This is a genomic window from Lysinibacillus sp. DFXJR4 (assembly GCF_057196045.1).
In genome coordinates, this window is record NZ_JBXUNW010000001.1 from 532,694 (window position 1) to 546,771 (window position 14,078).

The 14,078-nt window shown below is 34.2% G+C and carries 17 protein-coding genes; 10 read left to right on the plus strand and 7 right to left on the minus strand.

Annotation, left to right across the window (positions count from 1 at the left end; translation table 11 throughout):
* Positions 1-284 precede the first annotated feature (284 nt).
* From AC2CGN_RS02700 to AC2CGN_RS02725, 6 genes are all read left to right on the plus strand, one after another.
* Positions 285-788, plus strand: a complete 504-nt coding sequence (locus AC2CGN_RS02700; RefSeq protein WP_484512004.1) for a Panacea domain-containing protein — start codon at positions 285-287, stop codon at positions 786-788.
* Between the two features lie 19 nt (positions 789-807).
* Entirely contained in the window at positions 808-1,818 is a 1,011-nt protein-coding gene (locus AC2CGN_RS02705) for a hypothetical protein (protein WP_484512006.1), read from the plus strand.
* Positions 1,819-2,189: 371 nt separating this feature from the next.
* Positions 2,190-2,762: a class I SAM-dependent methyltransferase gene (locus AC2CGN_RS02710; RefSeq protein ID WP_286924200.1), complete on the plus strand. Its 573-nt coding sequence runs from the start codon at positions 2,190-2,192 to the stop codon at positions 2,760-2,762.
* Positions 2,763-3,350, plus strand: a complete 588-nt coding sequence (locus tag AC2CGN_RS02715) for a DedA family protein (protein ID WP_484512008.1) — start codon at positions 2,763-2,765, stop codon at positions 3,348-3,350.
* A 41-nt stretch (positions 3,351-3,391) separates the two neighbouring features.
* Positions 3,392-4,093 (plus strand): response regulator transcription factor, encoded by a 702-nt coding sequence (locus AC2CGN_RS02720; RefSeq protein WP_484512010.1) that lies wholly within the window; start codon positions 3,392-3,394, stop codon positions 4,091-4,093.
* Positions 4,077-5,591, plus strand: coding sequence for a sensor histidine kinase (locus tag AC2CGN_RS02725; protein WP_484512012.1), 1,515 nt, complete (start codon positions 4,077-4,079; stop codon positions 5,589-5,591). Before AC2CGN_RS02720 ends, AC2CGN_RS02725 begins: the two co-directional genes overlap by 17 nt.
* Here the strand turns inward: AC2CGN_RS02725 and AC2CGN_RS02730 are convergent.
* Together AC2CGN_RS02730 and AC2CGN_RS02735 are read right to left on the minus strand one after the other, a co-directional pair.
* Positions 5,575-5,880 (minus strand): hypothetical protein, encoded by a 306-nt coding sequence (locus tag AC2CGN_RS02730; protein ID WP_429980937.1) that lies wholly within the window; start codon positions 5,878-5,880, stop codon positions 5,575-5,577. The two genes, AC2CGN_RS02725 and AC2CGN_RS02730, sit on opposite strands and share 17 nt — an antisense overlap.
* 296 nt (positions 5,881-6,176) lie before the next feature.
* A complete protein-coding gene (locus AC2CGN_RS02735) occupies positions 6,177-7,055 on the minus strand; it encodes a LysR family transcriptional regulator (RefSeq protein ID WP_429980939.1) in 879 nt (292 codons plus the stop codon).
* Between the two features lie 102 nt (positions 7,056-7,157).
* Here AC2CGN_RS02735 and AC2CGN_RS02740 point away from each other — a divergent pair, with 102 nt between their 5' ends.
* Together AC2CGN_RS02740 and AC2CGN_RS02745 are read left to right on the plus strand one after the other, a co-directional pair.
* Positions 7,158-8,339: a YbfB/YjiJ family MFS transporter gene (locus tag AC2CGN_RS02740; protein ID WP_429990694.1), complete on the plus strand. Its 1,182-nt coding sequence runs from the start codon at positions 7,158-7,160 to the stop codon at positions 8,337-8,339.
* Positions 8,340-8,420: 81 nt separating this feature from the next.
* Positions 8,421-9,107, plus strand: a complete 687-nt coding sequence (locus tag AC2CGN_RS02745; protein ID WP_484512014.1) for a DNA alkylation repair protein — start codon at positions 8,421-8,423, stop codon at positions 9,105-9,107.
* A gap of 55 nt (positions 9,108-9,162) precedes the next feature.
* Here the strand turns inward: AC2CGN_RS02745 and AC2CGN_RS02750 are convergent, their stop codons facing one another.
* The 5 genes from AC2CGN_RS02750 to AC2CGN_RS02770 form a co-directional block, all read right to left on the minus strand.
* The gene (locus AC2CGN_RS02750) at positions 9,163-9,981 is read right to left on the minus strand and encodes an SPL family radical SAM protein (protein ID WP_429980945.1); all 819 of its coding nucleotides are present in this window, start codon (positions 9,979-9,981) and stop codon (positions 9,163-9,165) included.
* Between the two features lie 32 nt (positions 9,982-10,013).
* A complete protein-coding gene (locus AC2CGN_RS02755; protein WP_484512016.1) occupies positions 10,014-10,532 on the minus strand; it encodes a methylated-DNA--[protein]-cysteine S-methyltransferase in 519 nt (172 codons plus the stop codon).
* A 14-nt stretch (positions 10,533-10,546) separates the two neighbouring features.
* Positions 10,547-11,155, minus strand: a complete 609-nt coding sequence (locus tag AC2CGN_RS02760; protein WP_484512018.1) for a bifunctional transcriptional activator/DNA repair enzyme AdaA — start codon at positions 11,153-11,155, stop codon at positions 10,547-10,549.
* A 174-nt stretch (positions 11,156-11,329) separates the two neighbouring features.
* Complete coding sequence (locus tag AC2CGN_RS02765; RefSeq protein ID WP_054771156.1) at positions 11,330-12,190, minus strand: YitT family protein; 861 nt, start codon at positions 12,188-12,190, stop codon at positions 11,330-11,332.
* A gap of 34 nt (positions 12,191-12,224) precedes the next feature.
* Positions 12,225-12,764 carry a transcriptional regulator gene (locus tag AC2CGN_RS02770; protein WP_286924190.1) on the minus strand — a complete coding sequence of 180 codons (540 nt, stop codon included), beginning with the start codon at positions 12,762-12,764 and terminating at the stop codon, positions 12,225-12,227.
* 176 nt (positions 12,765-12,940) lie between these two features.
* Here AC2CGN_RS02770 and AC2CGN_RS02775 point away from each other — a divergent pair, with 176 nt between their 5' ends.
* Both AC2CGN_RS02775 and AC2CGN_RS02780 read left to right on the plus strand, forming a co-directional pair.
* Complete coding sequence (locus AC2CGN_RS02775) at positions 12,941-13,192, plus strand: PLD nuclease N-terminal domain-containing protein (protein ID WP_286924189.1); 252 nt, start codon at positions 12,941-12,943, stop codon at positions 13,190-13,192.
* Entirely contained in the window at positions 13,176-14,078 is a 903-nt protein-coding gene (locus AC2CGN_RS02780; RefSeq protein ID WP_484512021.1) for an ABC transporter ATP-binding protein, read from the plus strand. Before AC2CGN_RS02775 ends, AC2CGN_RS02780 begins: the two co-directional genes overlap by 17 nt.

Genomic DNA, 14,078 nt, shown 5'->3' on the forward strand with positions numbered 1-14,078 from the left:
GATGGAATATTAATATGCGAAATAGAAAAAGTAAAAATTGCTTAGAAAACAACACTCTCATTTGAGGGTGTTTTTTCGTGAACTAATAAGTTTTATAAATTGACATAAAGGAACATTTGTTCTATAATGAATTTAGAACAGATGTTCTTATTTGGAGGTTTTGTTTTAAAATTAATCATCTAGGATTATATGTATGTATTTTTTCGCATAAGTTCTTTATAATGAATGTGTATACATTGTATACACATACTGTGTGTATAAAAAATCGAGAAGGGGGATTCTTCATGAAAGAAAATAAAAATGGTAAATTTGATGCATTAGAAGTTGCAGCATACATCGTAAAAAAAATGAATGAAGTAGAAGGATACCTGGATCACCTAAAATTACAGAAACTATTGTATTTTGTTACTCTTGATTGGGTAAAAGAATTTGATATTTATCCCTATAAACAGCCCTCAGAGATGTGGAAACTAGGTCCAGTAGTAAGGGAAGTTTATTCAGAATATCGTATAAATGGTTATAGTCAGATTACTGAACCACCTACAACTATTTTCTTCAAAAATGGTGGAATTATAATAGGAAAACATGAACCAGCAGATTTTTCAAATTTAGAAAAAGAATTAGTAGATAGAATCATTGAAAGGTTCGGAAAATTAAATTCGTTTGATTTAGTTGATATGACACACGAACATAATTCATGGAAACGAAATGAAAATGAAATAAAAAAGGGTGTATCCCAGTTAGAATATACTTTTGAAGATTTATTAGAAGCCTCAAAACAAGTATAGTAATTAAAGTGGTGATAAATTGAATCCTATTGATATAAATAATGAAATAGAAAAACCAATTATTGAACTGAAACTAAAATTCAAAGATACTTTTTACAACTTAATACAATACTATAGTGCTTCCGAGAAAAGTCAATTAGTTGAGACATTTGATATTTGGTATGAAGTATTTAAAAGTAAAGTAAGAATTTATTCAACATTAAGTGCACATTTTTTCTATTTACAACCATATGGCATAAACGAAGCAGGGGAGAATGTTGAAATTTTTTTAAGAAATATTTCCTTTCTTAAAGAAATGGCAATAGAAAGAGAATTAGAAGAACTTGAAGAATTTCATAAATTTATTGAAAAAATAAAAGATCACATTGAATTAATCGGGATCCAAATTAATCGTATGGATTCGGGTGTAATGAAAATAGAAGTTATTAAAGATAAACTTTTTAAAGAAGTTGAAGATTTAAAGAACGAAATAGAAATAAAGAAAAAAGAATTCATTGATATTTCTAAGGATATTGATAAAATAAGCTATAAACAAGAAAAATCTCTACAAAAAGCCAAGAAAGTTCAAAAAGATTTCGTTGCTATTCTTGGCATTTTTGCCTCAATCCTTATTGGAACGTTTGGAGGTATTTCAGCGTTAACTAGCGTATTTACAAATATTAAAGAAGCATCTACAGGAAAACTACTCCTTTTTGGTTCTTTTACAGTTTTGGCGATAATTTTAATAGTATTCCTATTACTAAATGGAATTTCTAAATTAACAGAAATTAATCTTCGGAGTTGTGGTTGTGCAAATGACATAGAATGTTATTGTTCAATTACCAAAAAACACCCTACTTTATTTATTATTACTACATTATTATTATCAGTTGCAATTACAGGAGCATCATCTTATATAATTAATTACAAAGAGTTATTAAAAAATGTATCTCAAGGTTTTTTGTTTACTGGAGTTTTATTTATATTATTTGTGATTTATGCTTCAGCCTACGCATATTATTTTAATTTTAATAAAAAGCTCAATAATTAAAGAAAATCAATAAAAGTCACTCATTTGAAAAATAATGAGTGACTTTTTTAATTTACTTAACTAAAATTATCAGATTCAATATATACCTGTCCGTATTTTTTCGGTACCCCAAGTACCCCAGTAATAAAATGCTTCGTACCCCACCTGTACCCCGCATGAGAATACGGTGAAATACAAGTAAATAAAGTTAACTTAAAATATTACATACATAGATGCCGCGAAAACAAAGACATAATCATAGTTAACCTATTATAAATACAACTAAATAATGTAAACTCTTAAGAAAAATTTAAGGAATCTCCTCTTAAATCTTTAAGAAATGCTCGTTATAGTTAAGACATTCAGATTTCATCAGATTGGGGAGAACATGAATGCAATTTATAACGTTTCTTACTGAATTTATAAAACATCCAAAAAATATCGGTGCTGTTTCACCTAGTTCTAAAAAATTAGCTAAAAAAATAGTCGAAGCTATTTGTTTTAAAAAGGCACAATGTATTGTTGAGCTTGGTCCTGGCACAGGCTCCTTTACGAAAGAATTAATGAAAAGAAAAGCGCATACTACTAAGCTAATACTTATTGAAAATAATACCGTTTTTTATAATAAGCTACGTCAACAATATGAGCATGAGCCAAATGTTATCATAATCTACGGCTCTGCTGAGAATTTAGGGTTGTATATGAAGAACTTAAATATCGAAACAATCGATTATATTGTATCGGGTTTGCCTTTTACATCCTTAAATCCAGTCGTTGCTTCTCGAATACTACAAAATGTGAAAGAGTGTTTAGAGGAAGGAGAATTTATTACATTCCAATATTCACTAGTTAAGAAATCATTTATCCATCAATTTTTTGATACTATTACGCATGAAAAAGTGTGGATTAATCTTCCACCAGCCTATGTACTAAACTGTAGACAGGGAACGAAGAGGGTTAGTTAGATGGGATTGAATGAGTTATTATCCTTTATTGAGCAATACGGTTATTGGGCATTGTTTTTCAGTCTCTGGCTAGGCATAGTGGGGATGCCGCTTCCAGATGAGATGATTGTAATGAGTGGTGGATTTTTAGGTTCCATGGAAAAAATGTCGGTCTTGAAAGCCTTTATCCTAACGTATCTAGGTGTAGTATCTGGATTGTCTTTAGGGTATTTCCTAGGAAAAGGATTTGGCCATAAAATAGTAGATAAATTGTTGAAAAAGAAAAAGGCTAAGTATTTAGTCAAGTCCAAGGAGCTAATAGATAAATACGGACATTTTGCTTTAGTTATCAGCTATTTTATACCAATAGTTAGACATATTATTCCTTACTTAGTTGGCATGAATAAGATGCCCTTTCTAAAATATGCGATGTATTCCTACACAACAGGTTTTATTTGGACATTGCTGTATTTTACACTTGGGTTATTCTTTGGCAAGCACATTGAGTATATATCTGATCTAGCAACACGTTACGGTATTTATTTTGGTATATCTGTTGGTACTGTAGGTTGTTTGTATTATTGGTATATACGAAAATTTAAAAGATAGTTAAAATTAGGAATTATAATGATTGAAATTGGTGGGATTGGATGACGAAAGAAACAATACTGATTGTAGATGATGAGAAAGAAATTAGAAATCTAATCGCTATTTACTTAAAAAATGAAGGCTATCATGTACTAGAGGCTGGTGATGGAGAGCAAGGTTTAAGTCTGTTAAGAAAGCATAAGGTACATCTCATAGTTTTAGATATCATGATGCCGAAGATAGATGGAATTGAGATGTGTATGAAAGTTAGAGAAATAGCAGAGATGCCCATTATTATGCTATCAGCGAAGTCACAGGATATGGATAAAATCGTTGGGTTAACATTAGGGGCAGATGATTATGTAACAAAGCCCTTCAACCCCTTAGAGCTTATGGCACGCATTAAATCCCAGCTTCGCAGATACATAAAAATGAATCGACACGATACAATGAACGAAAATGAGATAGAGATTGGGGATATGCTCATAAATACCGCTACTCATGAGGTGATTGTCAATAATGAAAAAGTAAAGCTTACCCCAAGGGAGTTTTCCATTCTTGAATTACTTGCGAGAAATCAAGGTATGGTGATGAGTGCTGAGCAAATTTATGAAAAGGTTTGGAAGGAAGAGGCAATCCAATCTGAAAATACAGTAATGGTGCATATCCGAAAAATACGAGAAAGGGTTGAGACCAATCCCAGAAATCCTCAATATATAAAAACTGTATGGGGAGTAGGTTATAAAATTGAAAAAGATCAGTAAGCTTGCTTTTTACTTATTCACAAAAATCAAAATGCTCATTATAAAAGCCATCACAAAGGTGCGTCAAAGCCTTAGAATTCAGTTATTAACCACTTTTATTTTCTGTGCCTTTCTAGGGCTAATTGTTACAAGAGCTTCACTTCCTCTCCTTGGAAATATGAATGAGAGAACTACTATTGACTATAGCCCAGGTATGCAGCAAATTCGTTATCAGGTACAGCATGTAGTAGACAGAGCCATCAACGACAATAGTATTGAAGCCTTAAGACAATTGATTGAGGATGAAAATGTCAAGCTTAAAATGAAGCTGAGTGCATTAAAAGTATTAGTGACAGATGAGAGCGGAAAGGTGCTGTATAAGACAAAGCAAGCTGAGGAGGAACAAATTAATTTACATAATAAGATAGGGCGCGTAATGGAATTTGCTATTATTCAGCCACTCAATGCACAGACGATTGAGCAATCACGACAAGAATATATTACCTTTTACCCAATAACGATTGAGGATAAAAATTTATATTTATTTGTTAGTGGTATTCCACAAGGGGTATTGTATACAAGTACAACGGAGGGGGACCCGATTTCTTACTTTATTGTGATTGCTGTTTTTACTTTATCTTTCTTTTATTTAACAAAACGAAAAATGAAACAGATTGAGGCACTGGCAAAGGGGGTCATGGAAATCGCAAAAGGAAACCTTGGCTATCGAGTAAAGAAAAAAGGCATCGATGAAATTGCATTATTAACAGAGAACGTCAATCATATGGCTGAAGCAATCATGACCAATATCGAAATGGAACGAAAGATTGAACAACAAAAAAATGAATTAATTACAAATGTATCACACGACTTACGGACACCGCTAACCTCGATAATGGGCTACTTACGATTGTTAAGAGAGGGGAGATATGAGACAAAGGAGCAATATGATGAATATCTAAAAATCGCATTTTCAAAATCCGAGCAGTTGAAAAATTTGATTGATGATTTATTTGAATATACGAAGCTAACAAATGAAAATATCGTTATGGGGAAACAAGAGGTTTGCATCAATGAGCTACTCGATCAATTAATAGAGGAGTTGATTCCACAAGCAGAGGAAAACAATCGTTCATTCGCCAAACATTTTTCGGAGGAACGTATCTTTGCTTCCATTGATACTGAAAAAATGGTCAGAGTTTTTGATAATTTACTTATGAATGCCATTAAATATTGCTCAGGTAGCGGTCAAATTTTGGTATCCCTTGAGCAAAAAGAAGAGCATGTAATAATTGCTATCGCGAATGAGAGTGATGAATTTACATCAGAAGAGCTGGTAAATTTATTTGAGCGATTTTATAAAAAAGATCAATCAAGAACTAATGTCGCAGAAGGCTCAGGACTTGGTCTTGCCATTGCTAAAAGTATTGTCGAACTGCATGATGGCAACATCTATGCAAAATATTCAGATAAGATGTTACATTTTATCATCATATTGCCTGCTAAAGCTGCTGAATAGTAATCGTGTGTTGGCGAGGTACATTATAAGTTAGCAATTCATTTATTTTTGTTAAGATATGTGCATCTTTTATCAAAATTTGAAGCTCAGTCTGTTTATACTGCCGCTGAAACTCAAAAATATAGTCAATGATAATTTGTAAGTTAAGGCTGTTTTTAATTTCGATTTCCACAAAAAACGGTAGTGTCATTTGAGGATGTATAGAGCAGCCGCCTCGACGAATCCAAATGGCTTTATCTACATAGTAACGAATCGGTAGCTGGCGATTACTTGCGATTAATATATCCATGTACTACTCCTTTATATGGCGTATTAATAAAAGCGTAATGGAAATAAGGTAAATCGTCAAAAGATAACGATTTGGATAGGGAAAAAGAAATCAAATTCATGCGAGAGCATTAATTTTGTCGAATACAATAGGAATTCTTTACTTTGAGGATGGTCTTGCTTCATTGAGGAGAAAATATGCATGTTTGACTAGTATTCATGCTGGATAGAAGGCTACTTGTACTTAATAGAAAATGGTTTAAAAGCAATCTAAAAGAGCTGTTCCTATGTCGAACAGCTCCTTTTTGAAATGAGATTTTACATCGATGGGTAGTCATATGCATCGATTGCTTCAAGGAAATCTTTTAGAACAGGTGATTGTACTTCATCATTACGATAGATAAACCAAGTAGGCACTTGAGCTTGCTTTGTTGTTAGTATGTGCAGGGATAATGATTGTGTTTTCATATATTTTTGAGCAATTGCCCTTGGTAATATGGTTACACCTAGTCCCGCAGCAACACAGCCAATGATTCCATCAAGTGTACCAAACTCCATACGATTTTGTGGACGCACTCCATCCTCGTGCAACCAGTGCTCTAAAATGGCCCGATAGGAGCAACCATTGCGAAAAGTAATCAAGGTACTTTCCTCTAAATCTCGTAAGCTTTCAATCTGCCTATACTTGCTGGATGAAACGACTACTAGCTCCTCGCATACAAATTCCTTTGTAAGAATATTTTCCTTATAAATTGGCCCTGTTACAAAGGCTCCATCTAATTCATAGTTTTCTAATCGTTCTATATTTTGCTGCGTTGGATTTGTTACTATTGTAATATCTACCTGTTCATGGGCTTTATGAAAAGAGGTTAAAAGTCCAGGTAAGTGAAGTGCTGCAGTTGTTTCCATAGAACCTATACGTAGTAGACCCCTTTGCTCATGTGGGTTTTGTAGGATTTCAAAGGATTTCTCATAGAGATGTAGCATTTTTAATACCATCTCATAAAATTGTTCTCCCTTGGGTGTTAAGCGGATACCTCGATGTCCACGATAAAAAAATATTGTCTGATACATGGTCTCAAGATTTTGTATTTTCATAGAGATATTGGATTGTGTGTAATTAAGTGCTTCAGCAGCTTTCGAAAAGCTACCAGTTTGCACGACTGTCCGAAAAATAGAGAGATCATTCATATTCATATATTCCACCAGCCATCAATTTATTTGATATCTATTATAATAAATTCATTCTATTTGTGATACCTTAATTTTCGTTATAGTGAGGATGAGGGGAGGGGAATTATGAATAAGCAAACATTTCAATATTTAATAGGAGGCATTTTCACATTAGTGATTGCTATGGGGATTGGACGATTCTCTTATACGGTGATACTGCCATATATGCAAGAAACCTTTGCCTTTAGTCGAGCGACAGCAGGTTTCTTAGCCACTAGTAATTATCTAGGTTACTTAGTAGGGGCATTGGTAGCTGGTCGTTTACAACTAGCAGATAAGCGTATTCCTTTTTTACAAATAGCACTTGTCATGAGTATTTTGACAACAGCTTTCATGGGCTTTACATATACCATTATGGTCTGGTATGTACTCCGTTTTATTTCAGGCGTAATGAGCGCGTTTATCTTTGTAGTTGCTGCTAGCCTCGTGCTTGATCAATTAGCAAGGATAGGCAAAGCACATTTATCTGGGCTTTTTTATAGTGGTGTAGGGATGGGTATTGCCTTAAGTGCGATTATTGTATCTCCCATTCATGCTATTTTTAATTGGAATGGTACATGGATTGCCTTAGCACTATTTTGTATCATATTGTTTATTTTCATTATAATTTTTATACAACCTGTTACATCTAGTGCACAACAAAAGGAGAGTACAGCCAAAGCTTCACCGAAAGCACCTCCTGCAATATGGATGAAATGGCTGATTATTGCCTATAGCTTAGAGGGGCTAGGTTATATTGTTACAGGGACATTTATCGTATCCATTGCAGAAGAGTCTACAAGCTTTCATGGGGACGCTGCATTTGTATGGTTTGTTGTTGGAGTTGCAGCAATTCCCTCGTGCATTGTTTGGTCAAAACTGGCACAGCGCTATGGTTATGTTAGAACATTATTGATTTCCATGCTATTTCAAGGGCTTGGCATTGTATTACCTGCCTTTGCAACAAATACAATAACACTTTATATAAGTGCCTTTATTTTTGGGGCAACCTTTATGGGCATCACCACAGTTGCAACAACATTAGCGAGACAAATATCACCAGTAAATAGCCATCAAATATTAGGATATTTAACTGCTGGGTATGCCCTGGGACAAATGATTGGTCCTTCACTAGCAGGAGCATTAGCCAATTATACAAACAGCTACCAATATGCATTGTTTGGCGCAACAGCCGTTATCGTAGTTGGAGCCTTATGCCTTATTAGCGGATTAAAATATGAAAAAATTAGTTCTCTGGAAACACTTTGAAATCTTGCTATTTCATTTATCTTTTTATAAAATACTCATCTTTTATAGTATGATAAAAAAATAAATGATTGGAGAATATGGATGCATCAACAAATAAGAGAACAACTTATAAATTTAGCTGACCAGGATTATCAAAAGTTTTCGTCCTCACTTATCCCAAATTGCCAAAATATTTTAGGTGTTCGGTTACCAGAGCTTCGAAAAATAGCTAAAAACATTGCCAAGGAAGATTGGCAGAACTATTTAACAGCCGCGAGTGATGAATTTTTTGAAGAAGTGATGCTACAAGGAATGATCATTGGTTATGTAAAGACAAATAGTGAGGAGCGTCTTTCCTATGTGGCTTCATTTGTTCCGAAAATTGATAATTGGTCAGTATGTGATAGTTTTTGTACAGGCTTAAAATTTACAAAGGAAAATCAAGAGCAAGTATGGGTATTTTTACAGCCTTATTTTTCTTCCAATAAAGAATATGAGGTACGTTTTGGAGTAGTCATGCTATTAAATTATTTTATCGATCATCAATATATACAATGCGTTTTAAACATAATCAATGCTATAAAGCATGAAGGGTATTATGTTAAAATGGCTGTCGCATGGGCTATTTCAATTTGCTATGTTAAAGATCCTCTTGTAACAATGAACTATTTAAGAAACAATTCACTGGATGATTTTACTTATCACAAAGCATTACAAAAAATTACAGAATCTAACCGAGTGGAAAAAGAGGCTAAAAATTTAATCCGACAAATGAAGCGGAAAATATAGTCTATTTAAATTAAGTAAAGCCATTGTAGGGATAGCCTCTACAATGGCATTTTTGTTACGGCTCAAATCCTGATTGACTAATATAAATCTGATTTTTAGGAAAAACCTCTAAAAAGCGTGTATATACTTTTTGATAGGCTTGCGGTGTGTACCATTCTTCCAAGCCTAGCTCATTATACTTTTCCTTTATACCTATTTTTTCAGTTCTTTTCCCTGCATGACCATCACCCATAAAATAATCATCTATACAAATTCTATTGACAATATGCTGTAATTTGTATGGAAAGCATTCGCTGCTCGGTAATACAGGGGCAATTGCTACTTGAGTGGGTATGCCGGCAGCTACTAGCTTTTCTACTGCTTGTAATCGTGCTTGGATTGGTGGTGCCTGTGGGGTAAACTGTTTCCGAATAGTCTCTAAATCAGTTTCAATTGTCATACTAACCCTAACGTGATTGTGTAACCGCTGTAATAAATCAATATCTCTACAAACAAGAGGGCTTCGCGTTTGGACAAGTAAAAAATCAGGAGAGTCTTCAACCATGACTTCTAATAATGATCTAGTTATTTTTTCTCTATACTCGATAGGTTGATAGGGGTCTGTACTAGATGACATAAAAATTGTGACTTTTCCTTTTGTTTTTGCTTTATGAAGCTCTTTAGCAAGTAATGATGCAGCATTTTTTTTGATATCTACCCAATCACCCCATTCTTCATGGTGAAAAAGCGAGACGGGCATCTGGCGTACATAGCAATAAGAGCAGCCAAAGGAACAGCCTGTATATGGATTTAAGGAATGTGAATAGCCTGAAAGAAAACCTGTACCTTTATTAAGAATGGTCTTTGAGTCTTTATAGCTTACATTTTGTTTCATTCGATTAACTCTCCTTTACGTAAAATCACCATTTACAATTGGGCATTCAGTTTCTCCAGCTCCAATAGCTTTTTCTTCATTTCAAGCCCTCCACGATAGCCTGTTAATGTGCCATTTTTTCCTACTATGCGATGGCAAGGAACAGCTAGTAAAATTGGATTTGCACCAATAGCTGCACCAACGGCACGAACAGCTGCTGGCTTATTAATATAGTGGGCAATATCTGAATAGGTCTTTGTTTGTCCATAGGGAATTTCATTTAATGCTCTCCATACTAAAAGCTGAAACGGTGTCCCCTTGTAATCAATAGAAAAAGTAAATGTTGTCCGTTTACCTTCAAGATATTCAATGATTTCATCACAATAAGAAGCGAGTGGGGCTGAATTTTCAACTAGTGTAGCTTTAGGGTATTTTTTCTTAACCCATTCACTTACTGCTGTAAAAGGTTGATTTTGTGATCCAACGTATAAAAGATGCTTGGACGTTGCTGCGATGTAGAGATGCCAATCCTTATGTTGAAGTAAAGACCAATAAATGCTGTTCATTTTCATTTCTCCTTTTTCTCTCACGATTGATAGAGTTTTCGATATTGTACTGGTGTGTAACCAAATTTATTTTTAAATAGGGTAATAAAGTAAGTTGAATTAGGGATACCTACACATATCGAAATATCTGCAATAGATTTATTTGTTCCAATCAAGTAGTTTTTAGCAGCGTCTAATCGGACATGTAGGATGTATGCAGCAGGAGTAATTCCTTTAATCTTTTTAAATGTTCGATGTAAATGAAAGGGGCTTCCATGAGCAATCATCCCTAATAACTCAAGATTTAACTTTTCGGCGAAATTTTTGTCAATGTATTCAGTCACATGAGCAACCCATTCACAATCAGGCAGGTTTTCATTTGTAGGCTTACAGCGTTTACAAGGACGAAAGTTTTCATTGAGGGCTTGCTCTGCTGTTCGAAAAATTCGTACATTTTCTTTTTTAGGTACACGAGATTTACATGAAGGCTTACAAAAAATTTTTGTCGTTTCGACAGCATAGAAAAATTTTTGATTGTATGTTGCGTCATTATGAATAATTGCTTGCCATCTTTCGTCTGTCATCATTTCTACATGGTGTTTATTGCTAGTTTTATCCTGCGGTACTTCCATGCTTTTTTTATCCTTCATTGTGTTTTCACCCTTTTCTATAAAAACAATCCAAATGCTTCATGCTTTTGTACAACAAAGTATAACTGCATGTGAACAAAAACATAAGTCCTTTCTAACGTAATAGCAAGATATTGAAGTTTTTTAAGTCAATAAAAAACCCTCTTTCGCAATAATGCGAAAGGGGGTCTTGATTTAGTGGATATCCCGCTTTTTAAAGTTCCCGCCTCGGACCTCTGACACATCAGAAATAACTACGAAGGCACCCTCATCAATATCTTTGATAATCGACACAAGTTTATTTTCTTCCATGCGGTTAATAACACAGTTTAAAATATCCGTGGGTTCATTGGAAAATCCGCCGCGACCTTTAGTATATGTAACACCACGTCCTAAACGAGCTTGAATCGCATCACCAATCTCTTCTGATTTGGCACTGACTACTCGAACATCTTTGGATTTTTCTAAACCAACTTGAATGATATCAATAACATTTTTGGCAATATAGTATGTTAAAGCAGAGTATAATGCGCTCTCTAAGCCAAAAATAAAGCTTGCCCCTAAGAAAATAAAGGCATTAATAAATAATATAATATCCCCGACTGAAAACGGAATCTTACGTGATAGTAGCACGGCTAAAACCTCAGAGCCATCTAAAGCACCACCGTTACGTAAGACAATCCCAATTCCAACACCTAGTAGCATACCACCAGATAAAACAATTAATAACGGATCATTTGGACCTAAAATGGTTTTAACATCATGCATAAGCACTGTTGAAATAGATAGAGCTGCAATCCCAGCACTACTCATCAATGCAAAAGTTTTACCTACTTGTTTGTAGCCAATCCAAATAAAAGGAATGTTTAATACAAAGAGCAGTACGCCTAATGGAATACCAAAGAGGTGTGCGCCCATAATACTAATACCAGTCACGCCACCATCAATGACATCGTTCGGAATTAATACCGCTTCTAGTCCATATGCTGCGATGATGGCACCAATTATAATCATGATAAATTTTCGTGTGTTTTCTACTGACTTTCTTCTTTTCATAAATCTTCTCCATTTCTTTGCGTAAAAATCATACCTAAGGTTTTGGAATAATATTTATAGCTATAGTTTTTGTCTCAGTCTCTTTACTTGAGTCGGTCATATTATAGTATTTATTTATTAAATTGTTTAATTCATTTTCAAAGTTCTTGAATTGATCAGTTGTTAATGTTAAATCAATAAATGAAAATGTTGCTAAATCTGCAAGTCTTTCTTCTTCATCAAGTGAATGTAAATAGTTTTGATATTGAGATAGCAAAGCTAATTGATAGTAGGAAACGTAATTTAATTTTTGTTTGATTGTTAGTTGTGTCCAATCCTCCTTACTAAGTTTTGCTGCTCCTTCATTTACTGCATAGAATTTTTCTGTAACAGAACGTACTTTTCGCTCTTTCACAATTTTTATAATATTTTCATCCACTAAAATTTGGATGTGACGATACAAAGTAGCTTGAGGTACATCCTTTATGATTGAAATCATCTCCAAAGTGCTTAAGCCTTCTTCTTTATCGTGCATGAGAGCTTGTAAAATTTTCATTCTCACAGGGTGCATTAAAACTTCTGCTTTATTCCGCATAAAACAATCCTCCTATCAGATGGAATCAAGGGAAGCAATCAAATGTTATCAATATGAGAACATTCTCAAAAAATATACTATAGTTTTTTTAAAAAGATGTACAGTAAAAAGGTAATGAAATTTTTCACATCTTATGTTATCATTATCGATAATGATAATGAATGGAGGTTTTAAGAATGAAATTACACTATGGTTTTGATGATTTAGGCCAACTGGATTGGGCAAGCATACTTCCAATCATTCTGCCATTGATATTCGTAGGATTAGTACTAATTATTGTTGCTTTATTCGATTTATATCGGCACCGAGATACGCGGGAGAACATACTGATGTGGACAATTATTATTTTGTTCTTTAACTCCATTGGTTCTGTTCTATACTTCATTATTGGTAGAAAGGATGTCAATAAACATGCGCTTAGAGATTAAAAATATTACGAAAAAGTTTAAACAAAAAACAGCCGTGAAAGATTTTTCAATGGTTATTGAAGCGAATGAGTGTGTTGGGTTAATTGGGCCAAATGGTGCGGGGAAATCTACGTTAATCCAAATCATTGCTGATATTTTATATGCAGAGGAAGGAGAAGTTTTACTGGATGGTCAAAAAATTGCATCGATGAAAAATAAAATCGGTTATTTACCTCAGTATCCTAATTATTTTTCGTGGATGACAGCATATGAAACATTGTCCTTTATGGGGACACTTTCTGGTCTATCAAAAAATGAATTACAGCAAGAGATACCATTGCTATTAGAAAAAGTGGGCTTAGGAAAAGAAGCACATATACATGTAGGGACATTTTCAGGTGGAATGAAGCAGCGTCTGGGCATTGCACAGGCTTTATTGCATAAGCCAGCCTTCATGATTATGGATGAACCAGTATCCGCGCTAGATCCAATAGGCAGAAGAGAAGTGTTAAATCTATTAAAAGAAATAAAAAAAGAAACAACGATTCTGCTATCAACGCATATTTTGAGCGATGCGGAGGAAATTTGTGAGCGATTTGTTGTCATTAAAAATGGTCACAAAATAGAGGATGCGACAAAATTAGAGCTGCTTGAGTACCATCAAGAATCAGCTATCTTTGTGACGTTACGTGAACAAGATTGTAAGTGGTTCACAATGATTGAACATTTACCGTATGTGAAGAGAATCGAAAGCTGTGGAAATGGCTTCAACATCCATGTTGAAAATTTGGAGGAAGATGCTAGACGACTAATACAACACGGACTGGATTCAAAAGTGATGTTTACTAAATTTGAAATGGGTATTCAAAGCAATCTAGAAGAAATATTTTTAGAATTGGTGGTGTAA

Bases quoted from the DNA above. Each gene is read 5' to 3' on its own strand.
- AC2CGN_RS02700 (WP_484512004.1), top strand. From the start codon at position 285: ATGAAAGAAAATAAAAATGGTAAATTTGATGCATTAGAAGTTGCAGCA.
- AC2CGN_RS02710 (WP_286924200.1), top strand. From the start codon at position 2,190: ATGCAATTTATAACGTTTCTTACTGAATTTATAAAACATCCAAAAAAT.
- AC2CGN_RS02715 (WP_484512008.1), top strand. From the start codon at position 2,763: ATGGGATTGAATGAGTTATTATCCTTTATTGAGCAATACGGTTATTGG.
- AC2CGN_RS02720 (WP_484512010.1), top strand. From the start codon at position 3,392: ATGACGAAAGAAACAATACTGATTGTAGATGATGAGAAAGAAATTAGA.
- AC2CGN_RS02730 (WP_429980937.1), bottom strand. From the start codon at position 5,880: ATGGATATATTAATCGCAAGTAATCGCCAGCTACCGATTCGTTACTAT.
- AC2CGN_RS02735 (WP_429980939.1), bottom strand. From the start codon at position 7,055: ATGAATATGAATGATCTCTCTATTTTTCGGACAGTCGTGCAAACTGGT.
- AC2CGN_RS02740 (WP_429990694.1), top strand. From the start codon at position 7,158: ATGAATAAGCAAACATTTCAATATTTAATAGGAGGCATTTTCACATTA.
- AC2CGN_RS02745 (WP_484512014.1), top strand. From the start codon at position 8,421: ATGCATCAACAAATAAGAGAACAACTTATAAATTTAGCTGACCAGGAT.
- AC2CGN_RS02750 (WP_429980945.1), bottom strand. From the start codon at position 9,981: ATGAAACAAAATGTAAGCTATAAAGACTCAAAGACCATTCTTAATAAA.
- AC2CGN_RS02755 (WP_484512016.1), bottom strand. From the start codon at position 10,532: ATGAAAATGAACAGCATTTATTGGTCTTTACTTCAACATAAGGATTGG.
- AC2CGN_RS02760 (WP_484512018.1), bottom strand. From the start codon at position 11,155: ATGAAGGATAAAAAAAGCATGGAAGTACCGCAGGATAAAACTAGCAAT.
- AC2CGN_RS02765 (WP_054771156.1), bottom strand. From the start codon at position 12,190: ATGAAAAGAAGAAAGTCAGTAGAAAACACACGAAAATTTATCATGATT.
- AC2CGN_RS02770 (WP_286924190.1), bottom strand. From the start codon at position 12,764: ATGCGGAATAAAGCAGAAGTTTTAATGCACCCTGTGAGAATGAAAATT.
- AC2CGN_RS02775 (WP_286924189.1), top strand. From the start codon at position 12,941: ATGAAATTACACTATGGTTTTGATGATTTAGGCCAACTGGATTGGGCA.
- AC2CGN_RS02780 (WP_484512021.1), top strand. From the start codon at position 13,176: ATGCGCTTAGAGATTAAAAATATTACGAAAAAGTTTAAACAAAAAACA.